We start from the raw sequence: 24,522 nt of genomic DNA, 5'->3' as shown, positions 1-24,522 counted from the left end.
CCACTCCGGCCGGGAAAGCCGTCTCGATTCCCGGCCGGAGTGGGACCTCACGTGTTGCTTCCCCCGTGCGGGCCGGGGACTATGCTCCCGCGGTGTCGGCGGGGGAGTCGGGCCGGGCGGGGAGACGCACCTCGAAGGTCGTCGAACCGGGTTCGGATGCCACGACGATGCGCCCGCCGTGGCCGGTGACGATCGCCCGGGCGATCGAGAGACCGAGGCCCGTCCCGCCGGTCTGGCGGGCGCGCGATGAATCCGCGCGGCTGAAGCGCTCGAACAGGTCGTCGACGATCGAGGGGTCGATACCGGGACCGTCGTCGTGGATGCGCAGGACGGCCTCGCCGTCGCGGGTCTCCACCGTCGTCGTCACGCGGGTGCCCGCAGGGGTGTGCACGCGGGCGTTGGCCAGGAGGTTCGCGGCGACCTGGTGCAGGCGCCCCGTGTCACCGGCGACGATGACCGGTTCGTCCGCGACGTCCAGGACCCACTCGTGGTCGGTGCCCGCGACGCGGGCGTCCGAGACGGCCTCGACGGCGAGGCGGGTGAGATCGACGGCGCTGTAGACGAGCTCCGTCCCCTCGTCGAGACGGGCGAGCAGCAGGAGGTCTTCGACGAGCGCCGTCATCCGGAGCGACTGCGCCTGGATGCGCTCGAGCGACTCCCGGGTGGTCTCGGCGACGATGCCGGGAGCCGCCGTCCCAGACGACTCGGCCTGACGGATGCCGCGCAGCGACAGCTCGGAGTATCCCCGGATCGAGGCGAGCGGTGTCCGGAGCTCGTGGCTCGCGTCCGCGACGAACGCCCGCATGCGCTCCTCGTTGCGCTGGCGTGCGGCGAGGGAGGTCTCGACGTGGTCGAGCAGCGTGTTGAGGGCGTGACCGACCTGGCCGACCTCGGTGTGGGTGTCGGTGTCCTCGTCGGGGACGCGCTCGGAGATACGCACCGTCCCCTCAGAGAGGGGCATCGCCGCCACGCGGGAGGCGGTCGCAGCGACCGAACGCAGGGGGGCGAGGGCGCGACGGATGAGAAGCGCGATGATCGCGGCGAGGACGAGCAGCCCGCCGGTCGTGAGCAGCGCCACGGTCGTGACGATCCGTGCGCTCACGCTCGTGACTTCGGAGGTCGGCAGCCCGGTGGTCATGCTCGAATACGGTGCCGATTGGACGTGCAGGCGGTAGTCGCCGAGTCCCTCGACGTTCGCGTCCGCCCAGCCGGCTTCGTCGAGCGGGGTGCTGGCGATACGGCCGATGTTGAGGGTGCGGACGTCGCCCTCGTCGTCGATGTACGCCGCGCTCGGCCCGGCGATGTTGTTGACGATGAGCAGGGTGCCGCGCTCCGGCCGGCTGCGGCTGAGGATGGCCTCGGCGCGGCTGTTCAGGTCGATGACGAGCGAGTCCTGCGCGCGCGTCACCTTCGCGTCGAGGTTCTCGCGCAGGACGGATTCGAGGACCGTCCCGGTGCCGAGGCCGACGGTGATGAGGATGACCGAGACGAACGAGACGACGGCGGTGATCAGCCGTGCCTGCAGACTCCACCGGTGCCGGCGGCGGCGGGGGCTGCTGCTCACTGGCTCGCTTTGATCATGTAGCCGACGCCGCGGACGGTGTGGATCAGAGGCTCCTTGCCCGCGTCGATCTTCTTGCGGAGGTAGGAGATGTACAGTTCGACGACGCTCGAGCGACCGCCGAAGTCGTAGTTCCAGACGCGGTCGAGGATCTGCGCCTTCGACAGGACGCGGCGCTGGTTGCGCATCAGGTAGCGCAGCAGCTCGAACTCCGTGGCGGTGAGCTCGATCTCGTCGTCGCCGCGGAACACCTCGTGCGAGTCCTCGTTGAGGGTCAGGTCGCCGACGCGGAGGATCGGGTCGGCCGTGCCGGCGGATGCCCCGGCCCGCCGCATGAGGCCGCGCAGCCGCGCCACGACCTCTTCCAGGCTGAACGGCTTGGTGACGTAATCGTCACCGCCCGCCGTGAGGCCGGCGACGCGGTCGCTGACCGAGTCCTTCGCCGTCAGGAACAGGACGGGCACGTCGTCGCCGGCCTGGCGCAGGCGCTGCAGCACCGACATCCCGTCGAGGTCGGGCATCATGATGTCGAGCACCATCGCGTCGGGCGCGAACTCGCGCGCGGCGTTCAGCGCGTCGAACCCCGACCCGGCGGTGCGGACCTCCCACCCCTCCATGCGCAAGGCCATCGAGAGCAGATCGGTGAGCATCTGCTCGTCGTCGACGACGAGGACACGCAGAGGGGAGCCGTCGGGGCGCTGGAGCAGGGGGGCAGGCATCGTCATGATTCCATTCTCATGACATATCTATGAGCGGGCTATGCCTTCGCTTCGGTCACGCTCGGGATTCCTCGTACCGACGCGGGTTCGGCGGCGAGAGGAGGAAGGCGAGCAGCAGCATGAGGCACATTCCGATGACCGACCCGAGGGTGTTCGCGATGATGTCGCGCACGTCCGCCACGCGCGCATCGAGCAGGAGAGCCTGGAGCGTCTCGATCGTCGCGCTCGCGAGCGCGCCGATGAGGGGAGCGGCCCACCAGCCGCGCACGCCGAACCACAGCACCGCGATCACCCCGAGCGGGACGAACATGGCCACGTTGGCACCGAACTCGACGCGGTCGAACGTGATCCACGCGGTCGACGGCCGCTCGGCGAACCACGCCAGGAGCCGGTTGAGACCCGAGGCGATGTCGGAGCCGTACGGCGCCGCGCGCAGCGTCATCCACGCGACCATCCAGGCGTAGAGGCCCGTGAGGATCGCGAGGACGACGCGCGCGGCGACGCGGTGGACCCGCAGCGCCGTATCGCTGCGGCTCAGTGGGTGTCCTCGGCCTCAACCTCGGTCCGGTCAGCCGACCACAGGGTGTGGAAGGTGCCGTCCTTGTCGATGCGCTTGTAGGTGTGCGCGCCGAAGAAGTCGCGCTGACCCTGGATGAGGGCGGCCGGCAGGCGGTCGGCGCGCAGGCCGTCGTAGTACGCCAGCGACGAGCTGAAGGCGGGAGCCGGGATGCCGGCGGCCGCCGACACGCGCACGATCTCGCGCCAGGCATCCTGGGTGCGGCCGAGCGCCTCGACGAAGTAGGGCGCCGTCAGCAGGACGGGGAGATCGGCCTGCTCGTCGTACGCGTCGGCGATGCGGTTGAGGAACTGGGCGCGGATGATGCAGCCGCCACGCCAGATCTTGCTGACCGCTCCGAGGTCGATGTTCCAGCCGTACTGGGCGGCACCGGCGCGGATCTCGTCGAAGCCCTGGCTGTACGCGACGATCTTCGAGGCGTAGAGGGCGAGCCGGACCTGCTCGATGAAGGCGTCCGCGTCGGGGACGGTGAAGTCCTCGGAGGAGGGGCCGGGGAGCTCGCCTGCGACGTCGCGTTGCTCGCGGTGGCTCGACAGCGACCGGGCGAAGGTGGCCTCGGCGATGCCGGAGACGGGGACGCCGAGGTCGAGGGCGGTCTGCACCGTCCACGCGCCGGTGCCCTTGGCGCCGGCCTGGTCGACGATGACGTCGACGAGGGGCTCGCCGGTGGTGGCATCCGTCTGGCGGAGCACCTCGGCGGTGATCTCGATCAGGTAGGACTCGAGCTCGCCGCGGTTCCACTCCTCGAAGACGTCGGCGATCTCGGCGGGCGTCTTGCCGGTGCCGCGGCGGATGAGGTCGTACGCCTCGGCGATGAGCTGCATGTCGGCGTACTCGATGCCGTTGTGCACCATCTTCACGAAGTGGCCCGCGCCGTCGTGACCGATGTGGGTGACGCAGGGCTCGCCCTCCGCGACGGCGGCGATCGATTTCAGGATCGGGCCGAGCGTGACCCATGCCTCGTCGGGACCGCCGGGCATGAGCGACGGGCCGTTGAGCGCGCCCTCCTCGCCGCCGGAGACACCCATGCCGACGAAGTTGTAGCCCGCCTCGGAGACCGCCTTCTCGCGACGGATGGTGTCGGTGAACAGGCTGTTGCCGCCGTCGATGATGATGTCGCCGGGCTCGAACACGCGCATGAGCTCGTCGATGACGGCATCCGTCGCTTTGCCGGCCTTGACCATGATGATCGCGGTGCGCGGCTTCTGCAGCGACGCGGCGAACTCCTCGTAGGTGAAAGCGGGGACGAACTCGGCCTCGGGGTGGGCCTCGATCAGCTCGTCGGTCTTCGAGCGCGAACGGTTGAAGACGGCGACCGTGTTGCCCTCGCGCGACGCGAGGTTGCGGGCGAGGTTGGAGCCCATGACCGCGAGACCGACGACGCCGATGTTGGCCTCACCGGAGTCGCTGCCCGTGGCGGACGCCTCGGGGTGCGTGGGACGGTCGACCTCTTCGGGCTGCGGAGCCCCTTCGTGCTGCTGAGTGGCTTCGTGAGGAGCCTGGTCCTGGTCGTTGGAGTGTCCGGTGGAAGAGGGGGACGACGACATGCGTAGCTCCAGGTCTGCGTGAGTTGTGAGCGGATCAGGGGTGGATGCCGGAACCGGCGAAGCCCCTCCCGGTCACTGTATCCGCTGACCCGGAGGGGGTGTCTCGTGTGACGGGGTCAGTCCTTGTAGCTGCGGCCGAGGGAGAAGAAGGCGCCGACAACGCAGACGGCGGTCGCGGTACTCAGAGCTCCGACGAACCAGAGCAGTGCGTGCGACATCCATCCGTAGTCCATGTGTTCCTCCGTGTTTCGGGCGTGGGGGACTGACGTTCCATCGTATCCACCGCGCTGGTAGACTCGGTCCGAACTTCGGCGAGGGATGCACAGCATCCGTGATCGACGCGGTGAAGCAGGCTTCGCGGCTTTCCTCACGCGCACGCGTTCGAGTCGAACCACAGACCATGTCTGGGCCGCATCGGCCCCGACGACAGACGAGGCCGTACCGGCCCCGATCGACTGGGCCGAGAAGGCCCGCAAGGAGAACACTCATGGTGACCGAGACCGACACCAAGGTCGTCGCTGAGCTGCGCGAGCAGTTCGGCAAGGGCTTCGCCCGTCGTCTGCGCGCTGCAGGCAAGATCCCCGCCGTCATCTACGGCCACGGCACGGACCCCGTCCACGTCGCGCTGCCCGGCCACCAGGTCGCGCTGCTCATCCGCCGCGCCAACGCGCTGCTCGAGCTCGAGATCGACGGCAAGCAGCAGCTCACGCTGGTCAAGGACGTCCAGAAGGACCCCGTGCACCAGATCATCGAGCACATCGACCTCCTCGTCGTGAAGAAGGGCGAGAAGATCGAGGTCGACATCCCCGTCTCGGTGACCGGCGAGCCGTTCCCCGGCACCATCGCGAACCTCGAGAACACCACGGTGACGCTCGAGGTCGAGGCCACCCACATCCCGCAGAACGTCGAGGTCTCGGTCGAGGGCCTCGAGGACGGTGCGCACATCACCGCCGCCGACCTGACGCTGCCCCGTGGCGCGGTTCTGGTGACCGACCCCGAGACGCTCATCGTCGGTGTCGCCCTGCCGCCGGCTCCGGTCGAGGACGAGGCCGAGGGCTCCGAGGACGCCGAGGCGTCCGACGAGGCTCCCGCCGAGGAATCCGCCGAGTAAGACATCACCGTTCGAAGCCCGTCGCCGCATCCGCTGCGACGGGCTTCGTCGTCGGAAGGACTCTCCATGGCCGACACCTGGCTGATCGTGGGACTCGGCAACCCGGGACCCCGCTACGAGGCGACCCGTCACAACGTCGGGCAGATGGTGATCGACGAGCTCGCGCGGCGACGCTCCGAGTCCCTGCGGTCGCACAAGGCGAACGCGCGGGTGGCGGAGACATGGCTGCGTCCGGGGGCGGCGAAGCTCGTGCTGGCCAAACCGAACTCGTTCATGAACGTCTCGGGCGGCCCGGTCTCGGCGCTCGCGGCGTTCTACTCCGTGCCGCCGGAGCGCGTCGTCGTCGTCCACGACGAGCTCGACATCCCGTTCGACTCGCTCAAGCTCAAGGTCGGCGGCGGGCACGGCGGCCACAACGGCGTCCGGGACGTCGCGAAGGCGCTCGGCACCCCCGACTTCCCGCGCGTCCGCGTCGGCATCGGTCGCCCGCCCGGACGTCAGGATCCGGCGGACTGGGTGCTCGACCCGTTCGGTGCCGTCGAGCGGCCCAACCTCCCCATCGCCATCGGGGATGCGGCGGATGCCGTCGAGCAACTCGTCGACGAAGGCCTGCTCGCCGCGCAGCAGCGGCACCACGCACCGCGCGCCTGAGGCGCCTCGACCGCGGCGGATCCGATGTCCGATGCGCCGCGTAGACTTCCCCGGTGACAATTCCCGGGATCGTGCGCGCCCTCGAACAGGCTGACAGCTTCCGGGAGGCCCTCGACGGCGCCGACTCGGATGTCGACTTCTCGGCGGTGACGGGCCTCGATGCCCCGCTCCTGGCCGCGCTGCTCGAACGCCGCGTGGCGTCGGGTCGGCCTCCCGTGCTGCTCCTCGTGGCACCCACCGGGCGCCGCGCCGAGAGCATCGGCGCCGCCGTGCAGTGCCTCCTCCCCGACGCCGCCGTCCGGCACCTGCCCGCATGGGAGACGCTGCCGCACGAGCGGTTGAGCCCCAGCGCCGAGACGGTCGGCCGGCGCCTCAGCGTCCTCCGAGAGGCGGCGGACTGGGACGGCCGCACGCCCCTCGTGGTCACGGCATCCGTCCGCGGCGCGCTGCAGCCGATCGCGGCGGGACTGACGGATGCCGGTGTCGTCCGTCTCGAGCTCGGCTCGCGCGGCCTCGAGCTCGACGACATCGTCCACCGCCTCGTCGACCTCGCCTACCACCGGGTCGACATGGTCTCGCGCCGCGGCGAGTTCGCCGTGCGTGGCGGCATCCTCGACGTCTTCCCCCCTGTCGCCGATCACCCGTACCGCGTCGACTTCTTCGGCGACGAGATCGATCAGATCCGTGCGTTCTCCGTCGCCGACCAGCGCTCGCTGCCGGGTGACGTGCGCGACGTGACCCTGCTCCCGAGTCGCGAACTCCTCCTCACCGACGCCGTGCGCCAGCGGGCTGCGGGCCTTCGGGATCGGATGCCGGGGCTCGGCACCATGCTCGAGAAGATGAGCGAGGGCATCCCCGTCGAGGGCATGGAATCGCTCCTGCCCGCCGTCGCCGACGCCGTCCTGCCGCTCGTGGACTACCTCCCCGAGGGTGCCGCCGTCGCGGTCGTCGACCCCGAGCGTGCCGTGACCCGCGCGATGACCCTCTCCGAGACGAACCGCGAGTTCCTCGAGGCCGCCTGGAGCGCCGCGACGGCGGGAGCCGACAGCCCTGTCGACCTCGGAGCGGGGGACTTCCTGACCCTGCCCGAGCTGCGCGAGGCGGCATCGGCCCGCGGCGGCGTCTGGTGGAGCCTCAGCACCTTCGACTCCGGTGCGGCGGATGCGGCCGACGAAGGCCTCGTCGAACGTGCGGATGCCGCGGTCCGGATCCCCGCGACCGCCGTCCCGTCGTTCCAGGGCAACGTCGAGGGGGCGAGCGAGCACATCGGCAACCTCCTCGGTGCCGGCTGGCGCGTCGTCGTCGCCGCCTCGGGTGCGGGGCTCGTCGACCGTTCGCGCGACGTCCTGTCCGAGCGCGGTCTCGCGGCGCGGACCGCCGAGGCGATCACCGAGGTCCCCGACGCGGGGATCGCCGTGTCGACCGTCGCGACGCTCGAGGCCGGGTTCCTCTTCGCCGACGCGAAGCTGGCCGTGTTCACCGAGAGCGACTTCTACGGTCGGACGATCGGCGGCGACAACCGCGTCGTGAAGAAGCTCGCCTCGCGTCGGCGCAACGTCGTCGACCCGCTCCAGCTGACGCCGGGCGACCACGTCGTCCACTCCACCCACGGCATCGGCCGGTTCGTCGAACTCGTCCAGCGCGAGGTGTCGTCGGGCGGGCGGAACGCCGTGAAGAGCAAGCGCGAGTACCTCGTCCTCGAGTACGCGCCCTCCAAGCGCGGGCACCCCGGCGACAAGCTCTACGTCCCCACCGATCAGCTCGACCTGCTCTCGCGGTACGTCGGCGGCGAGGCGCCGCAGCTCTCGAAGATGGGCGGGTCGGATTGGGCTGCGGCCAAGGGCAAGGCCCGCAAGGCCGTCCGCGACATCGCCGTCGAGCTCGTCAAGCTCTACTCGGCGCGGATGTCGTCGAAGGGCTACGCGTTCGGTCCCGACACGCCCTGGCAGCGCGAGCTCGAGGAGGCCTTCCCGTTCGCCGAGACGCCGGATCAGCTCCAGACGATCGACGAGATCAAGGCCGACATGGAGAAGCCGATCCCGATGGACCGCCTGCTCTCGGGCGACGTCGGCTTCGGCAAGACCGAGGTCGCCGTCCGCGCCGCCTTCAAGGCGATCCAGGAGGGCAAGCAGGTCGCGATGCTGGTGCCGACGACACTCCTCGCCAAGCAGCACCTCGAGACGTTCTCCGAGCGCTTCGCCGGATTCCCCGTCAAGGTGCGTCCGCTCTCGCGGTTCCAGACGGCGAAGGAGGCCAAGGACACCCTCGCCGGGCTCGCCGACGGCACGATCGACATGGTCATCGGGACGCACCGCATCCTCACCGAGAAGGTCGCCTTCAAAGACCTCGGCCTCATGATCATCGACGAGGAGCAGCGCTTCGGCGTCGAGCACAAGGACTCCCTCAAGAAGCTCAAGACCAACGTCGACATCCTCGCGATGAGCGCGACCCCGATCCCGCGCACGCTCGAGATGGCGGTCACCGGCATCCGCGAGATGTCGACGCTGGCGACGCCGCCGGAGGAGCGGCATCCGATCCTCACCTACGTGGGGCCTCGCAGCGACAAGCAGATCGCCGCAGCGATCCGACGCGAGCTGCTGCGCGAGGGACAGGTGTTCTTCGTGCACAACCGGGTCTCCTCGATCCAGCGGGTGGCCGCGCAGCTGGCGGAGCTCGTGCCCGAGGCGCGCATCGCCGTCGCCCACGGTCAGATGGGCGAGCACGCGCTCGAGCAGGTCGTCGACGACTTCTGGGAGCGCCGGGCGGACGTGCTCGTCTCGACCACGATCATCGAGACCGGTCTCGACATCGCCAATGCCAACACGATGATCATTGACCGCGCCGACAAGTACGGCCTCTCCCAGCTGCACCAGCTGCGCGGCCGCGTCGGTCGTGCCCGCGAGCGTGCCTACGCGTACTTCCTGTACGACGAGAACAAGCCGTTGAGCGAGACCGCCGCCGACCGACTGGAGACGATCGCCGTCAACAACGACCTCGGCTCCGGCATGCAGGTGGCACTCAAAGACCTCGAGATCCGCGGCGCGGGAAACCTGCTCGGGGCGGAACAGGCCGGCCACATCGCCGGCGTCGGATTCGACCTCTACCTCCGCATGATCGGAGAGGCGGTCGCGACCTTCCGCGGCGAGGACACCGAGGGCCCCACCGAGCTGCGCCTCGAGCTGCCCGTCCAGGCGCGCATCCCCGAGTCGTACATCGACAGTGAGCGGCTGCGTCTGGAGGCCTACCAGAAGCTGTCCGCGGCGGCATCCGTCACGGCGGGAGCCGACGCGATCGACCTCGTCCTCGAGGAGCTCCGCGACCGCTACGGTACGCCGCCCGCAGAGGTCGACGGCCTGATCGCGATCGCACGACTGCGTCGCCGTGCCGCGCAGTCGGGGCTGTCCGACGTCGTGGCGATGGGACCGAACCTCCGGATCGCGCCGGCGCACCTCGCGGACTCGATCCGTGTGCGCCTGCAGCGCCTGCACCCGAAGTCGAAGGTCGTCTCGGGCGGCGAGGCCATGGTCGTGCCGCTGCCGACCGCCGGGGGAGAGGCTCTGCCCGATGCCAACCTCGTCGCCTGGACGAGCACGCTGCTCGACCAGATCTTCCCGCTGCCGGCCGACGACACCACGGCCTGAAACGAGAGGCCCCGCCCGACGACGTGTCGGAGCGGGGCGTTCGTCGATCGCAGGGGGGGTCAGCCGGTGTTCTGCAGGCCGGCGGCGACCCCCGATACCGAGAGCAGCAGCAGACGCTGCAGATCGGGGTCGACCTCGCCGCCCGCCGCGTCGCGCAGGCCGCGGAGCGCCCGCAGCTGCAGGAGGGACAGGGCGTCGACGTACGGGCTCCGCATCTTCACCGCGCGGCCGAGGACCGGACGGTTGGAGAGCAGTTCGGTCCCGCCGGTGAGCTTCACGACCCAGGCGCGCGTGAGGGCCATCTCGTCGCGCACGAGCGCCGCGAGGTCGTCGCGGTCACCGAGCTCGAGGTAGTGCCGCGCGATGCGGTCGTCGGTCTTGGCGAGGCTCATGGCGACGTTGTCGATGAGGGTGCGGAACAGCGGCCACTGCTCGTACGCCTCGCGGAGCGCATCCTCGTCGCCGACGGCGTCGAGCGCCGTGCCGAGGCCGAACCAGCCGGCGAGGTTGATGCGCGCCTGCGTCCATGCGAACACCCACGGGATGGCGCGGAGGTCCTCGAGGGACTCGACCGACAGGCCGCGGCGCGCGGGCCGGGACCCGAGCGCGAGCAGCCCGATCTCCTCCATCGGCGTGACCTGGGCGAACCACGGCGCGAAGCCGGGCGCCTTGACGAGTGAGAAGAACCGTTCACGGGATGCCGCGTCCATGATCCGGGCCACGTCGGCGTACCGTTCGGCGGCCGACCGGTTGCGCTCCTCGATCGACGGTGCCGACGCCATGAGCATCGCCCCGGCGACCTGGTCGATGTGGCGCATCGCGATCGAGCGGTCGCCGTAGCGGGCGAAGATGACCTCGCCCTGCTCGGTCAGCTTGAACCGGCCGTCGACGGAGTGCGGCGGCTGCGCCAGGATCGCGGAGTTCGCGGGGCCGCCACCGCGCCCGAGGGCACCACCGCGACCGTGGAAGAGGGTGAGCTCGATGCCCTGTGCGACCGCCCACGCCGAGATCTCGGCCTGAGCCTCGTACAGCGCGAGGTTCGCGGCGACCGGCCCCACGTCCTTCGACGAGTCGGAGTACCCGAGCATGACCTCGAGGCGCCGTCCCGTCGCCGTGAGGCGCGACACGAACTGCGGGTGCTCCACGATCTCCGCCAGGATGCCGGGGGCCGCCTGCAGGTCCGCGAACGTCTCGAACAGCGGGATCACGTCGAGCACCGGGGGAGTGCCGTCGGGGCCGACGGCGTGCCGCGCGAGCGTGTGCACGGCGGCGAGGTCGTCGGCCGAGCGGGTGAAGGAGACGATGTAGCGTCCCGCGGCGCGGGGGCCGTAGCGCTCCTGCAGGAACGCGATCGTGCGGAAGACCTCGAGCACCTCTTCGGCCAGCTCCGACCGGTCGGACCCGCCCTGCTCGAGCTCGGCGAGGACCTTCGCGTGCACGGCGGAGTGCTGACGCACCTCGATCTCGGCCAGGTGGAAGCCGAAGGTCTCGACCTGCCAGATCAGCTGCTGCAGGTGGCCGTAGGCCTGGCGGGGCGCGCCGGCCTGGACGAGCGCGTCCTGCACCGTGCGCAGGTCCGCGAGCAGGTGCTCCGGGTCGGCGTAGGCGAGGTCGGCGTTCCGGGTGCGGGTCGCCGCGATCTTGCGGGCGAGCAGCAGCAGGATGCGGCGGTACGGCTCGTTGGGGGAGCGCTTGGCGATCTCGGCCGCGGCGTCTTCATCGGCGTCCTTGAGCCTCTGCCACAGCGCCCGGACGGCGGCCGTCGGCGGGGTCGACGTCGCGTCCAGGGTCAGGGTGCGTCCGACGCGGCCCGCCGTCCGCTCGAGCCCCAGCAGCACGTGCTCGCTCGCGATGGCGGCGGCCTTGCGGGTCGTCTTCGCCGTCACGAACGGGTTGCCGTCGCGGTCGCCGCCGACCCACGAGCCGATGCGCACGAACGGGCGGACGAGGGGCGGGCGGGCCCCGGCATCCTCGCCCTGCAGCGCGTCGTCGACGCGGCGGTACACGTGCGGGATCGCGGTGTAGAGGGTCTCGTCGAAGACGCCCATGACCGAACGGACCTCGTCGGTCGGCGACGGCTTCTCGGAGCGCAGCGGCGCGGTCCGCCACAGCGTGTCGACCTCTTCGAGCATGCGACGCTCCGCGCGGCGGCGGTCAGCGCTGTCGGCGTCGGTCGTGTCGCGGTCGGCGAGGAGCTCGGCGAGACGCCGGATGCTGGAGGAGACCGCGCGGCGACGGGCCTCGGTCGGGTGCGCCGTGAAGACCGGGTGAAAGCGAAGACCCTGGAGGCGCTCGCGGGCGGCATCCTCACCGATCTCCTCGGCGAGGCTCCGGTAGGCGGCGGTGATCGAGTCGCTCGCGTCCTTCTCCTCGACGCGGCCGCCGCGTTCGCGGAGGATGCGGACGCGCTGGTGCTCCTCGGCGAGGTTCACGAGGTGGAAGTAGCAGGTGAAGGCCCGCGCGACCTCCTCCGCCCGCTCGAGCGTGTACGAGTCGGCGATGGCGGCCGCCCGCGCGAACGCCTCGGGGGTGTCGTCGGTGTAGGCCTGGATCGTGGCGATGCGCAGGCGCTCGACATCCTCGAACAGGCCCGGCGAGCCGCTCTCACGGAGCACGCGGCCCAGGAGCGAGCCGAGGACGCGCACGTCGGCGCGCATCTGTTCGGGGATCTTCTGCTCGGCCTCGTACCGTCCGACGAGGTCGATCGCTTCGGTGTTCGTGAGTTCGTGCACCGTCTCACGCTAGCGGGGGTTCTCGGGGCTTCCTGACACCATGACGGCGCACGACGCCGACCCGCGGTCGGATCAGATCGATATCGCCCCGGTGGCGATGAGGATGACGGCGATCACCGCTCCGGCCGCGGCGAGGAGGAACAGCCCGAGCTCGACGGGGGTGAAGACGCGGGCCTTCTGCTCGCGACGCCCGATCACGTACAGGACGGTGCCCGGCACGATGATGACGAGGCACAGCAGCAGGTAGGTGAGCCCGGCCGCCCAGAGCAGGTAGGCCGTGTAGAGCGTCGCGGCGGCGGAGACGATGAGTTCGCCCGCACGGCGGGACGCACCGTCCTGGATCGCGAGCTTCAGCCCGTAGGCCGCCGAGAGGAAGAACGGGATGAGGACGAGCGCGCTGGTGAGCTCGAGCGCGGCGTCGAACGCGTTCTGCGCGAATAGGACGACGACGAGCATCACCTGCGCGAGCACGGTCGAGAGGGTCAGCGCGCCGATGGGCGTGTCGTTCCGGTTCGTCCGGCGCAGGAAGGCCGGCAGGTCGCCGGCCTGCGCCGCCGACAGGAGGACCTCGGCGGCCATCAGCGTCCATGCGAGGTAGGCGCCGAGCACGGCGACGATGAGCGCCACGGCGACGAAGACCGCGCCCCAGCCGCCGACCGCCTGCTCGAGCACGCCACCCATCGAAGGTTGCCGCAGCCGGGCGAGATCGCTGCGGGGCAGGATGCCGTACGACACGATCGTCACGGAGGCGAAGACGGCGAGGACGCTCAGGAACCCGAGGACGGTCGCCCGCCCGACGTCGCTGCGACGGCGGGCGTGGCGGGAGTTGACGCTCGCGCCCTCGATGCCGATGAAGACGAACACCGTGACGAGCATCGTCGCCCGGATCTGCTCGCCGAGACCGGTCATGTCGCCGCCGCCCCAGTTCGCGGCGAAGACGGCGGGGTCGAACACCGTCAGGCAGAGCACGACGAAGACGACGATCGGCAGGACCTTCGCGACCGTCACGATGCGGTTGAGCGAGGCCGCCTGCCGTACACCGCGGCGGATGAGCAGGAAGAACAGCCAGATGCCGACCGAGGAGACCGCCACGGCGAGGACCGTGTTGCCCTCGCCGAGGGCGGGGAAGACGCCGCCGAGGGTGGAGGTGATGAACACCCAGTAGAAGACGTTGCCGACGCATGCACTCGCCCAGTAACCGAACGCCGCGAAGAAGCCGAGGTAGTTGCCGAAACCGGCCTTCGCGTAGCTGAAGATCCCGGCGTCGAGGTCGGGACGGCGGAGCGCCAACCGGTGGAAGACGAGGGCGAGCATCAGCATCCCGCTTCCCGCGATCGCCCAAGAGATGAGCGCGCCGGCGACACCGGTCGACTCGGCGAAGGTCGAGGGGAGCGAGAAGACCCCGGCGCCGATCATCGATCCCACGACGAACGTGGAGAGCGTGAACATCGAGACGCGGGTCCCGCCGGCCGCAGGCACCGTGGAGACGGGAGAAGTCATCGGACCAGGGTACGTCGGGCGGTGCACGGATGCCGCGGCCCGGCATCCCTCGTATCGTTGCGGTCATGTCGCACCCCCTTCCCGCCTCGAGCGACGCTCTCCGCCGGGCCGCCGAGACGATGCACGCCGTCCGCGACCGATGCGTCTGGACGCAGCGGATCGGCCACGACGACCTCGTCCCGTACCTGCAGGAGGAAGCCGCCGAGCTCGTCGATGCCGTCGAGACGGGGACGCGTGGCGACCTGAAGGAGGAGCTCGGCGACCTTCTCTGGCAGGTGCTCTTCCACGCCGAGATCGCGTCCCGGGATGAGAGCGACCCCTTCGGCATCGACGACGTCGCGGACGCGCTCGCCGAGAAGATGATCCGCCGGCACCCGCACGTGTTCGGCGACGCGATCGCCACCACGCCCGAGGAGGTCCTCGTCCACTGGAACGCCGCGAAGGCCGCCCAGAAGAAGACGCGCACGAGCGTGCTCGACGGGGTGTCGACGCACATGCCGTCGCTCGCGCTCGCCCAGAAGATGCTGGGGAAGGCGGCGCAGGTGGACGTGGTCCCCGCCCCGGCCCCGGCGGCCCTCGCGAGCGAAGCCGAGCTCGGTGACGCGCTCCTCGCCCTCGTGGCTTTCGCCCGTTCGGAGGGATGGGATGCCGAGCGCGCCCTGCGGCAGCGCTTGCGCGCCCTCTCCGACGAGGTGCGCGCGGCCGAGTCCTCCTGACGTCTCGTCGCGGTCTGGAAGAATGGACCCGTGCCCTCCGTGAACCCGCCGCGCGGTATGCGCGACTTCCTCCCCGCCGACAAAGCCCGCCGCGAGCGCGTCCTGGCCGTCATCCGTGACCGCTACCGCGCCCACGGGTTCGACGAGATCGAGACGCCCGTCGTCGAGGACTACGAGCGTCTGCACGCGGGGATCGGCGGCGACAACGAGAAGCTCGCGTTCAACGTCCTCCGCCGCGGTCTCGACGCCGACGCGATCCGGGATGCCGCGGGCGACCCGGCGGCCCTGTCCGACCTCGGTCTGCGCTACGACCTGACCGTGCCGCTCGCGCGCTTCTACGCGACCAACCGGGCTCAGCTCCCGTCGGTGTTCCGCGCGATCCAGATCGCGCCCGTCTGGCGTGCGGAGCGTCCCCAGAAGGGTCGCTACCGCCAGTTCGTGCAGTGCGACATCGACATCATCGGCGACGCGACGCCGCGCGCCGAGGTGGAGCTCCTCACCGCGAGCCTGGACGTCCTCGATGCGCTCGGCCTCGAGGGCGGCACGATCCGGATCAACGACCGTCGCGCGCTCGACGCGATGCTCGCGGTCTTCGGGTTCGCCGATGCCGACCGCGCGGGCGTCCTCATCACGATCGACAAGCTCGACAAGGTCGGCGCCGACGGCGTCGTCGCCGAGCTCCGCGGTCGGGGGGCGGACGAGCCCGCCGTCGCCGCGCTGGAGGCGTTCCTGACCCGCCCGCAGACTCGCGAGTACCTCCCGTTCGGCGAGGCGCAGATCCGCAAGGCGCTGCCCGCCGGGGTCCCCGATGACGTGGTCGCGCACCTGGTCGGCATCGGCGAGGCCGTCGCCGCCGCCCGCGGCGAGACGGACGTGCCGTTGCGCTTCGACCCGTTCCTCGTGCGCGGCATGGGCTACTACACCGGCACGATCTACGAGCTCGCGCACCCGTCGGTGTCGTACTCGCTCGGCGGCGGTGGTCGCTACGACGGCATGATCGGTCGGTTCCTCGGGCAGGACGTGCCCGCCGTCGGGTTCTCGATCGGCTTCGAGCGGATCGTCGATCTCGTGGGAGCGGCCGAGGATGCGGCATCCGCTGCCGTCGTCCTCATCGCCGACCGCGACGTCCCGCTCGCGGAACTGGCGACCCACAAGGCCTTCTTCGTCTCACAGGGGGCCCGCGTGCGCCTCGAGCAGCGCACGAAGAACCTCAAGGGTCTGCTGGAGCGCTCCGCGGCCGACGGCTACACATCGTTCGCGACCGTATCGGCCGGCGCCGAATCGTCGGCGCTCGAGACGCGTCCCCTCGGGTGACACGGCGGGTCCGCGCTGCTAGCGTGCGGCCATGACCCTCCACGTCCGCACGGTGCTGCCGAAGAACGGGCCCGCGACCGCGATCGAACTGACCGACGCGCAGGTCGAGGACCTCGGCGGCGGCAAGCGCGCCGCGGTCGTCGTCACGATCGGGGGGCGACGTGCACGCCTGCGGCTGAGCGTCATGGGCGGGCGCAACCTCATCGGCATGTCGAAGGCCGCGCGCGCCGAGCTCGGCGTCGAGATCGGCGACGAGGTCGATGCGCAGATCGACCTCGACGGCGAGGATCGTGCCGTCGAGGTCCCGGAGGACCTGGAACGCGCCCTGGATGCCGAGCCGCAGGTCCGCGCCGCCTTCGAGGCCCTGGCGCCGTCGCGCCGGAAGGAGATGGTGCGCTCCGTCGTCGAGGCGAAGAAGGCGGAGACCCGCGAGAAGCGGATCGCCGGCGCCGTGGACACGCTGCGCTCGCCGGGAAGCGCCTGACGTCCCCGACTCGTCACCGGGACGTCGTGCGACGTTCACCGTCGGGGTGTGTGCTCAGCGGGTGCCACGATCGACGCGGGTTCCGGCCCGACTCACCCTGATCGCCTCCGCCGGAGGGGTCGCCGGCGCACTGCTGCTGGGCGCCCGTGCCGGCTTGGCGCGGCAAGCCGCGATCGCCCGGCGGCGCATCGGCAAGCCGCTCGGCGACGCTCCGCCCGAGGCCGACCGCGTGTGGCGGCCGGGCCTGGGCGGTGAGCCGGTCGACCTCCTGCTCCTCGGCGACTCCATCGCTGCCGGGCTCGGCGCCCAGCACCGCAAGGAGACGCTCGGCGGCCGACTCGCGAAGGGCCTCGCCGGCGAGCTCGACCGTCCCGTCCGACTGCGGACGGCCGCCGTGGTCGGCGCCGAATCGGCCGACCTCGCCGGGCAGCTCGCCTCGCTCCCCAAGGACTACCGCGCCGACGTCGCCGTGATCGTCGTGGGCGGCAACGACGTCACGCACCGCGTGCCGGTGCCGGTGGCGACCGGACACCTCGCCGATGCCGTCCGCCGCATCCGGAGGACGGGCGCGGCGGTGGTCGTGGGAACCTGCCCCGACCTCGGCGCGCTCCGTGCCGTGCCGCAGCCGCTGCGGACGATCGGGTCGCGCGCGTCGCAGCAGCTCGCTGCGGCGCAGGCAGACCGTGCCCGCGCGGAGGGGGCGGGGGTCGTGTCCCTGCGACGGGCCGTCGGACCCTTCTTCCGCATCGACCCCGACGGCATGTTCAGCCTGGATCGCTTCCACCCGAGCGCCCTCGGATATCGCCGGACGGCGGAGGCGCTCGTCCCGGTCGTGAGGGACGCCCTCAGGCAGCCCGGCGTCGAAGACGCAGCATCCGATATCCCAGTCCCACCACCAGCACGGCGATCCCGACGGGGACAGACGGCCATGGCAGGGTGACCACGAGCGCGACGCATCCGGCGCCGCCCAGGACCTGCAGGATGCGCGGGTAGTGCCGCGCTCCGCCCCGCTGGCGGAAGGCCGCGATGTTCGCGACGAGGTAATACGTCAGGACGCCGAACGACGAGAAACCGATCGCCCCGCGGACGTCGCCGAGCAGGACGATGACCACGACCACCGCGACGACGGCGATCTCGGCGTTCCGCGGCACGTGCCACCGTGGGTCGACCGCCGCGAGCAACCGCGGTAGGTCGCCCTCCCGGGCCATCGCGAACGAGGTCCGTCCGGTCCCGGCGATGAGGGCGAGCAGGGCGCCGAGGGATGCCGCGGCCGCGCCGATGCGGACGATCGGGGCGGCGGCGTCCCACCCTGCGGCACGGACGACGTCGACGAGGGGTGCGCTCGCGGCGGCGAGGCCGTCCGGACCGAGGACGCGCAGGGCGGCGACGCCGATCACGGCGTACACGACCAGCGCGCCGGAGAAGGCGAGGACAATCGCCCGCGGGATCGTCCTCGCGGGGTCGCGGACCTCCTCGCCGAGGGTCGCGATGCGGGCGTACCCCGCGAAGGCGAAGAACAGGAGCCCGGCCGCCTGGAGGATGCCGAGCGGCCCCGAGGCTAACCACCCCGAGCCCGCCGCCGCGGTCTGCGCAGGCGGCGAGGCGAGCCCGGCGACGGCGACGACGCCGAGCACCAGCAGAACGATGGTCACGAGGATGCGTGCCACCTGAGCGGTGCGGGTGATGCCGAAGAGGTTCACCGCGCCGAGGGCGAGGGCCGCCCCCGCGGCGACGGGGCGTTCCCACCCGGCGGGAGCGACATAGGCGGCGAACGTCAGGGCCATCGCCGCGCAGCTGGCGGTCTTCCCGATCACGAAGCCCCACCCGGCGATGAAGCCCCACCAGGGTCCGAGTTCCGCGCGCCCGTAGGCGTAGACGCCGCCGGATGTCGGATGCACCGCCGCGAGCTGCGCCGTCGAGGTGGCGTTGCCGAAGGCGACGAGTGCGGCGATCCCGAGCCCGACGAGGAGTCCCGTCCCGGCCGCCTGCGCCGCAGGGACGAACGCGGCGAAGACCCCGGCGCCGATCATCGCGCCGAGACCGATGACCACGGCGTCGGCGAGCCCGAGACGACGAGCGAGGGCGGGGGAGGACACGGCGTGAGCGTACCGAACCGAGGAGAACATCTTGATAGTTATAGTTGCGCTATAATTAGTGCATGTTGATCCGTGTCGACCCCCAGAGCTCGGTGCCGCTGTTCGCGCAGATCGCCGATGCCCTCCGCGCCGACATCACCGCCGGCCGGTTGAGTGACGGCGAGCGGCTCCCGGCCGCACGCGAAGTGGCCGACGCGCTCCGGGTGAACCTCCACACCGTGCTTCACGCCTACCAGGATCTCCGCGACGAAGGGCTCGTCGACCTCCGCCGCGGCAGGGGCGCCGTCGTGACCCCTGCCGGTGCGGCCCTCGCCGGCCTCGGGGCGGAGATCACCGCTCTGGTCGACCGCGCACGATCCCTCGGCGTTTCGCCCGACACCCTGTCCGCCCTCGTCAAGGAGGCTGCTCGTGACCACTGACCGCCCGACCGTCGTCCGCCGCCGGTTCACCCTCGTCGCTCTCGTGATCCCGGTCGTCGTCGTCGTCGCCTCGATCGCCGTGCAACTCGTCCTGCTGCCGCAGGTCCCGCCGACCATCGCCACCCACTGGGGGTGGACCGGGCGGGCCAACGGCTTCTCGCCGTCCTGGCTGATGCCCCTCGTCACCGCTCTCATCGGAGGCGCGATCCCTGTGGCGGTCTTCGCCCTAGGCGTCGGTGGTCTCCGTCGGGGCGATCACGGTTCCTCGTACCGGCTGCTCGGCGCCGTGGCGGTCTTCATCGCGGTGCTCGTGGCGGGGCTGGGGGCGGCGACCCTCGGCAGCCAGACGGGACGAGCGGATGCCGCCGCGGTGCTGCCCCCGCTCCTGCTGCCCGGCGTCATGATCGCCGCGCTCGCCGCCGGCGCCGTGGGGTGGGCGATCCAACCCCACGCACCGTGGCGCCCCACCCCGGGCGGCACCTCCGCCGAGGTGGACGTCCGACCGGGGGAGCGGGTGGTCTGGCTGCAGGGCGTCTCGCTGGCCCGCGCGGGAGTCGTCGTGCTCTCGGTCGTCACCGTCATCGGGGTCGCCGCGGCGGTGCCCGTCGTGCTCCTGGCGGACCCCGCGGCGTCGTGGATCTCGCTCGGCGTCGTCATCGTGCTCGCGGTCCTGTTCGCCGTGACGCTCCGCTACCACGTGCGCGTCGACCCCGAAGGTCTCACCGCGGTGTCGGCCGCCGGATGGCCCCGCGTCCACGTCCCGATCGACGACGTCGTGTCGGCCGAGGTCGTCCAGGTGTCTCCCATGGGCGAGTTCGGCGGGTGGGGCATCCGCCGGTCGGCGCAGGGCCGCGGCGTCGTCCTCCGGACGGGTGAGGGCGTCCGCGTGCATCGCCGCGACGGGCAGACGCTCACGGTCACCGTCGACGACGCGGCCACCGCCGCGGGCCTGCTGAACGCCTACGCCGCATTGACGGCCGGGCGGCGGGGCGATTGAGTGGCGGCATGGCGCATCCCTCTCCCCACGACCCCACCGCCGAGCGGTGGAGCGACGTCGACGCGTACCTGACGGGCACCCTGGTCGCCCCCGACGAGGCGCTGTCCGCCTCGATCGCGTCCCTGGCCGACGAGGGGATGCCGGAGATCGAGGTGGCGCCCCTCACGGGGAAGCTCCTGCACCTGCTGGCGCGGATCGCCGGTGCCCGGCGCGTCCTCGAGGTCGGAACCCTCGGCGCGTACTCCACGATCTGGCTCGCTCGCGCTCTGCCCGAGGGTGGGCGCGTCGTGACGATCGAGGCCGAGCCGCACAACGCGGAGGTCGCGCGCCGCAACCTGGCTCGCGCCGGTGTCGCCGACCGGGTCGAGGTGCGTGAAGGGCGCGGTGCGGACGTCCTCCCGACCCTCGCCGGCGACGAACCCTTCGACCTCGTCTTCATCGACGCCGACAAGGAATCCAACGCGCTGTACCTCGACTGGGCCGCGCGGCTCGGTCGCCCCGGGACGGTGGTCGTCGTCGACAACGTCGTGCGTTCCGGTCATGTCGTCGAGACGGATGCCGGGGCTCAGGTCGACGGCGTCCGGGCGGGACTCGAGATGCTCCGCGACGATCCGCGGTTCGAGGCGACGGCGCTCCAGACCCTCGACCGCAAGGGCTGGGACGGCGTGGCCATCGCGCTCCTCGTGTGACGCGCGGTCCTGTGCGGCATCCCTCGCCTCACTAGACTCGATGACGGACCGACGACGCTCCCGTTCCATCCTCCACAAGCAAGGAGAAACCCCCGTGGCATTGATCGAGGCAGTAGGCGCACGCGAGATCCTGGATTCGCGCGGCAACCCGACCGTCGAGGTGGAGGTTCTGCTCGACGACGGCATCGTCCAGCGCGCAGCCGTCCCCTCCGGCGCGTCCACCGGCGCCTTCGAGGCGTACGAACTCCGCGACGGCGACAAGAGCCGCTACGGCGGCAAGGGCGTCCTCAAGGCCGTGAACGCCGTCATCGACGAGCTGGGACCCGCCATCGAGGGCGTCGAGGCCAGCGAGCAGCGCATCGTCGACGAGATCCTCATCGCGACCGACGGCACCGAGAACAAGTCGCGCACCGGTGCGAACGCCATCCTCGGCGTCTCGCTCGCCGTGGCCAAGGCCGCCGCCGACAGCGCCGACCTCCCGCTCTACCGCTACCTCGGCGGACCCAACGCGCGCGTCCTGCCCGTGCCGCTGTTCAACGTCATCAACGGCGGCGAGCACGCCGACAACGGCATCGACATGCAGGAGTTCTTCCTCGCCCCCATCGGCGCCGAGAGCTTCTCCGAGTCGCTCCGCTGGGGCGCCGAGGTCTACCAGGTCCTGAAGAAGGAACTGCAGGCCGCCGGCTACGCCACGGGCCTGGGCGACGAGGGCGGCTTCGCACCCGATCTCCCCAGCAACCGCGAGGGCCTCGACTTCCTCGTCAAGGCGATCGAGAAGGCCGGCTTCACCCCCGGGCGCGAGATCGCCCTCGGCCTCGACGTCGCCGCCACCGAGTTCTTCAACGACGGCGTCTACCGCCTCGAGAACAAGGACTGGTCCGCCGAGCAGCTCGTCGACTACTACGCCGACCTCGTCGACTCGTTCCCGATCGTCACGATCGAGGACGCGCTGGCCGAGGACGACTGGGACAACTGGACCGCTCTCACCGAGCGCCTCGGCAAGAAGGTGCAGCTCGTCGGCGACGACCTGTTCGTCACCAACCCGCAGCGTCTGTCCGACGGCATCAAGCGGGGAGCGGCCAACTCGCTCCTGGTCAAGGTGAACCAGATCGGCACGCTCAGCGAGACGCTCGACGCGATCGATGTCGCGCACCGCGCCGGTTACACCACGATGCTCTCGCACCGCTCCGGCGAGACCGAGGACACCACCATCGCCGACCTCGCCGTCGCGGTGAACTCGGGTCAGATCAAGTCGGGCGCGCCCGCTCGGAGCGAGCGCGTCGCGAAGTACAATCAGCTTCTGCGCATCGAGGAAGACCTGGGCGAGGCAGCGGAGTTCATCGGCGCCGCCGCGTTCCCGCGCTTCACCGCCTGACCCGCGAGCGCACTGCACCGACATCCACGAGAAGGGGGAGCCATGGACACGCCATCGGCTCCCCCTTCCCGTGTCTCCCGCGGTCGGCGCTTCCGCGACGGGGGCTCCGCGACGCGTCGCGTGGACGTCCGGGACTGGGTCGGCGGCATCCGGATGTCGGGGTTCATGGGGATCATGCTCGGCCTCGTCGTCCTGGCGGCCTTCGTGCTCGTGCCGACGATCGGCACCTACGTCGATCAGCGGCAGCAGATCGCCGCGCTGACGCACGACGTGAAGGCGACGCAGGACGAGATCGCGCAGCTGAAGACGGAACGCGAGCGCTGGCGTGACGAGGCGTACATCGTCGCGCAGGCGCGCGAGCGGCTGTACTACCGGCGCCCCGGCGAGGTCGTCTACCTCGTGGCGGACGATCTGCCCTCGGACACGATCCAGCCCGAGCAGCGCCCCGTCAGCGGGAGTGTGCAGGAGACCCGGCACGACTGGATGACCCAGTTCCTGCGGTCGGTGACCGAGGCGGGCCTGGCCAAGACCGTCGCCCCGGGCTGACGCCCAGCCCCCGCGCGCGACGCCGGGTACCCTTGAGCGGTGCCCCATCCGACGCTCACGCCCGCCTCCGCTGCCGACCACGACACCATGCGTGAACAGCTCGGCCGGCCCATGCGCGGTGTCATCGGCATCGCGGCGCGCTGCGTCTGCGGCAACCCGACGGTGGTGGCTACCGAGCCGCGGCTCCCCGACGGCACGCCGTTCCCCACCTTCTACTACCTCACCCACCCGGGGGCGACGGCGGCCATGTCGGCGCTGGAGGCCACGCAGGTCATGCGCGAGCTCAACGACGACCTCGCCGCGGACGAAGATCTCGCAGCCGCGTACATGGCCGCGCACGTCGCGTACCTCGCCGATCGGGAGGTCCACGGCTCCGTCGAGGAGATCTCCGGTGTGTCGGCGGGAGGCATGCCCACCCGCGTCAAGTGCCTCCACGCACTCGCGGCCCATTCGCTCGCCGCCGGGCCCGGGGTCAACCCGATCGGCGATCTCGCCCTCGCCCGCGGCACCTGGTCGCCCGAGCGCTGCACCTGCGCGACGCCGAGGACGACCGGATGAGGGGAGCCCGCGCCGCCCTCGCCGCCGCGGTCGTGGGAGTGTCCATCCTCCTGACCGCCGCCGCGCCCGCACCGACGCCGTCCCCGTCGCCCGCCCCGATAGACCCGGTGCGGAACATGGAGTACTGGCTGAAGGAGTACGGCATCGCCGACGCCTGGAAGACGACCAAGGGCGCCGGGACGACGATCGCCGTCATCGACACCGGCATCGGACGAGGCCCGAAGGAACTCGACGGTGCCGTCGTCGGCGGGGCCGACTTCTCAGGCGTGGGCACGGCCGACGGTCGCACCCCCGTCGGTGACGAGGACCGCAACCACGGCAGCTGGGTCGCGTCCCTGGCGGCCGGTCGCGGCACCGCGCCCGACAAGGGGATGACGGGGGTCGCGCCGGAGGCCGACCTCCTGTCGCTGTCCATCGGCTTCGGAGACAACGCGAGCGTGCCCTTCGTCGACCAGGTCGCCGAAGCGATCCGCTGGGCGGTCGACCATGGCGCAGACGTGATCAACCTCTCCTTCACCACGAACACCCTCGACTGGGATCGCGCGTGGGATGACGCCTTCCTCTACGCGTTCGACCACGACGTGGTCGTGGTGGTCGCCGCGGGCAATCGCGAGAGCGGCACCGAGGAGGTCGGCGCCCCGGCGACGATCCCGGGCGTCCTCACCGTCGGCGGTGTCGATCGCGAGGGTCGCGCCAGCAACACGGCATCCACTCAGGGCATCACGATCGGCATCTCCGCTCCCAGCGAGGAACTGCTGGGCGTCTCCGCCAACGGCGACCTCGTCATCTGGGACGGGACGAGCGGCGCCGCTCCGATCGTGGCAGGTGTCGCTGCGCTGGTCCGCTCGGCCCACCCCGAGCTGAGCGCGGGCAACGTCATCAACAGGCTCATCAAGACGGCGACCCCCTCCGACCGGGTGAAGAAGGTACCCAGTGCGCTGTACGGATACGGTCTCATCAACGCCGCCAAAGCGGTGACGGCGTCCGTCCCCCCGGTCTCGGCGAACCCCGCGGACGACCTGCGCGACTGGATCCGCCTGTACCGTCGCGCCGAGTCCTCTCCCGCGCCGAGCGCCACGCCGACGCCGTATGAGGTCGCGCCGCTTCCCGCCGCCGAGCCCCCCAGCGATGCCGTGTCGCCCTTACTGCCGAGCAGTGACACGCTGCGCTACGGTACGGTGCCGCTCGTCGTTCTCAGCCTGGGGACTATACTGGTCGTGCTCGGGGTCACCGCTGCTGCCCGGCGCATCCGATCGGCGCGCACCCCGCGACCGCCGAGCCGTTGAATC

The 24,522-nt window shown here is 71.2% G+C and carries 21 protein-coding genes; 14 read left to right on the top strand and 7 right to left on the bottom strand.

Annotated elements, in window-relative coordinates; translation table 11 throughout:
- Positions 1-79 precede the first annotated feature (79 nt).
- The 4 genes from AC4NN1_RS03810 to gnd form a co-directional block, all read right to left on the bottom strand.
- On the bottom strand, positions 80-1,564 hold the full coding sequence (locus AC4NN1_RS03810; RefSeq protein WP_336123945.1) for a sensor histidine kinase: 1,485 nt from the start codon (positions 1,562-1,564) through the stop codon (positions 80-82).
- The gene (locus tag AC4NN1_RS03805) at positions 1,561-2,286 is read right to left on the bottom strand and encodes a response regulator transcription factor (protein ID WP_018188361.1); all 726 of its coding nucleotides are present in this window, start codon (positions 2,284-2,286) and stop codon (positions 1,561-1,563) included. Before AC4NN1_RS03805 ends, AC4NN1_RS03810 begins: the two co-directional genes overlap by 4 nt.
- A gap of 49 nt (positions 2,287-2,335) precedes the next feature.
- The gene (locus AC4NN1_RS03800) at positions 2,336-2,734 is read right to left on the bottom strand and encodes a VanZ family protein (RefSeq protein ID WP_081626473.1); all 399 of its coding nucleotides are present in this window, start codon (positions 2,732-2,734) and stop codon (positions 2,336-2,338) included.
- Between the two features lie 80 nt (positions 2,735-2,814).
- A complete protein-coding gene (gene gnd / locus AC4NN1_RS03795) occupies positions 2,815-4,404 on the bottom strand; it encodes an NADP-dependent phosphogluconate dehydrogenase (protein WP_491954576.1) in 1,590 nt (529 codons plus the stop codon).
- Positions 4,405-4,891: 487 nt separating this feature from the next.
- On the opposite strand from gnd, the gene AC4NN1_RS03790 reads away from it, so the two are divergent.
- The 3 genes from AC4NN1_RS03790 to mfd all read left to right on the top strand — a co-directional run bounded on the left by AC4NN1_RS03790 (position 4,892) and on the right by mfd (position 9,807).
- The gene (locus tag AC4NN1_RS03790; protein ID WP_336123939.1) at positions 4,892-5,515 is read left to right on the top strand and encodes a 50S ribosomal protein L25/general stress protein Ctc; all 624 of its coding nucleotides are present in this window, start codon (positions 4,892-4,894) and stop codon (positions 5,513-5,515) included.
- Between the two features lie 66 nt (positions 5,516-5,581).
- On the top strand, positions 5,582-6,166 hold the full coding sequence (pth, locus tag AC4NN1_RS03785) for an aminoacyl-tRNA hydrolase (RefSeq protein ID WP_018188356.1): 585 nt from the start codon (positions 5,582-5,584) through the stop codon (positions 6,164-6,166).
- A 53-nt stretch (positions 6,167-6,219) separates the two neighbouring features.
- Positions 6,220-9,807 carry a transcription-repair coupling factor gene (gene mfd, locus AC4NN1_RS03780; protein ID WP_491954575.1) on the top strand — a complete coding sequence of 1,196 codons (3,588 nt, stop codon included), beginning with the start codon at positions 6,220-6,222 and terminating at the stop codon, positions 9,805-9,807.
- Between the two features lie 59 nt (positions 9,808-9,866).
- On the opposite strand, the gene AC4NN1_RS03775 is transcribed toward mfd, so the two are convergent.
- Both AC4NN1_RS03775 and AC4NN1_RS03770 read right to left on the bottom strand, forming a co-directional pair.
- The gene (locus AC4NN1_RS03775; RefSeq protein WP_491954574.1) at positions 9,867-12,539 is read right to left on the bottom strand and encodes a phosphoenolpyruvate carboxylase; all 2,673 of its coding nucleotides are present in this window, start codon (positions 12,537-12,539) and stop codon (positions 9,867-9,869) included.
- A gap of 72 nt (positions 12,540-12,611) precedes the next feature.
- Complete coding sequence (locus tag AC4NN1_RS03770) at positions 12,612-14,039, bottom strand: basic amino acid/polyamine antiporter (protein ID WP_491954573.1); 1,428 nt, start codon at positions 14,037-14,039, stop codon at positions 12,612-12,614.
- Between the two features lie 65 nt (positions 14,040-14,104).
- Between AC4NN1_RS03770 and AC4NN1_RS03765 the strand changes: the two genes are divergently transcribed.
- The 4 genes from AC4NN1_RS03765 (at position 14,105) to AC4NN1_RS03750 (ending at position 17,493) form a co-directional block, all read left to right on the top strand.
- Positions 14,105-14,755, top strand: a complete 651-nt coding sequence (locus tag AC4NN1_RS03765) for a nucleoside triphosphate pyrophosphohydrolase (protein WP_491954572.1) — start codon at positions 14,105-14,107, stop codon at positions 14,753-14,755.
- A 57-nt stretch (positions 14,756-14,812) separates the two neighbouring features.
- On the top strand, positions 14,813-16,069 hold the full coding sequence (locus tag AC4NN1_RS03760; RefSeq protein WP_491954866.1) for a histidine--tRNA ligase: 1,257 nt from the start codon (positions 14,813-14,815) through the stop codon (positions 16,067-16,069).
- 31 nt (positions 16,070-16,100) lie between these two features.
- Positions 16,101-16,553: a YdeI/OmpD-associated family protein gene (locus AC4NN1_RS03755; protein ID WP_491954571.1), complete on the top strand. Its 453-nt coding sequence runs from the start codon at positions 16,101-16,103 to the stop codon at positions 16,551-16,553.
- Between the two features lie 61 nt (positions 16,554-16,614).
- Positions 16,615-17,493 (top strand): SGNH/GDSL hydrolase family protein, encoded by an 879-nt coding sequence (locus tag AC4NN1_RS03750; protein ID WP_336123930.1) that lies wholly within the window; start codon positions 16,615-16,617, stop codon positions 17,491-17,493.
- Here AC4NN1_RS03750 and AC4NN1_RS03745 read toward each other — a convergent pair.
- Positions 17,399-18,679, bottom strand: coding sequence for an APC family permease (locus AC4NN1_RS03745; RefSeq protein WP_491954570.1), 1,281 nt, complete (start codon positions 18,677-18,679; stop codon positions 17,399-17,401). The genes AC4NN1_RS03750 and AC4NN1_RS03745 overlap by 95 nt on opposite strands.
- A gap of 32 nt (positions 18,680-18,711) precedes the next feature.
- On the opposite strand from AC4NN1_RS03745, the gene AC4NN1_RS03740 reads away from it, so the two are divergent.
- The 7 genes from AC4NN1_RS03740 (at position 18,712) to AC4NN1_RS03710 (ending at position 24,519) form a co-directional block, all read left to right on the top strand.
- Positions 18,712-19,068 carry a GntR family transcriptional regulator gene (locus AC4NN1_RS03740; RefSeq protein WP_018188347.1) on the top strand — a complete coding sequence of 119 codons (357 nt, stop codon included), beginning with the start codon at positions 18,712-18,714 and terminating at the stop codon, positions 19,066-19,068.
- The gene (locus AC4NN1_RS03735; RefSeq protein ID WP_491954569.1) at positions 19,058-20,065 is read left to right on the top strand and encodes a DUF1648 domain-containing protein; all 1,008 of its coding nucleotides are present in this window, start codon (positions 19,058-19,060) and stop codon (positions 20,063-20,065) included. Before AC4NN1_RS03740 ends, AC4NN1_RS03735 begins: the two co-directional genes overlap by 11 nt.
- An 8-nt stretch (positions 20,066-20,073) precedes the next feature.
- Positions 20,074-20,754, top strand: a complete 681-nt coding sequence (locus tag AC4NN1_RS03730; RefSeq protein WP_491954568.1) for an O-methyltransferase — start codon at positions 20,074-20,076, stop codon at positions 20,752-20,754.
- A gap of 94 nt (positions 20,755-20,848) precedes the next feature.
- Positions 20,849-22,129 carry a phosphopyruvate hydratase gene (gene eno, locus AC4NN1_RS03725; protein ID WP_018188344.1) on the top strand — a complete coding sequence of 427 codons (1,281 nt, stop codon included), beginning with the start codon at positions 20,849-20,851 and terminating at the stop codon, positions 22,127-22,129.
- A 42-nt stretch (positions 22,130-22,171) separates the two neighbouring features.
- Positions 22,172-22,675 (top strand): FtsB family cell division protein, encoded by a 504-nt coding sequence (locus AC4NN1_RS03720; RefSeq protein WP_491954567.1) that lies wholly within the window; start codon positions 22,172-22,174, stop codon positions 22,673-22,675.
- A gap of 87 nt (positions 22,676-22,762) precedes the next feature.
- Complete coding sequence (locus AC4NN1_RS03715) at positions 22,763-23,233, top strand: DUF501 domain-containing protein (protein WP_051090660.1); 471 nt, start codon at positions 22,763-22,765, stop codon at positions 23,231-23,233.
- Positions 23,230-24,519 (top strand): S8 family serine peptidase, encoded by a 1,290-nt coding sequence (locus AC4NN1_RS03710; RefSeq protein ID WP_363458568.1) that lies wholly within the window; start codon positions 23,230-23,232, stop codon positions 24,517-24,519. Before AC4NN1_RS03715 ends, AC4NN1_RS03710 begins: the two co-directional genes overlap by 4 nt.
- Positions 24,520-24,522 lie beyond the last annotated feature (3 nt).

The organism is Microbacterium sp. MDV22-iso44 (assembly GCF_058629135.1).
This window is presented reverse-complemented; position numbering and strand designations above follow the sequence as displayed.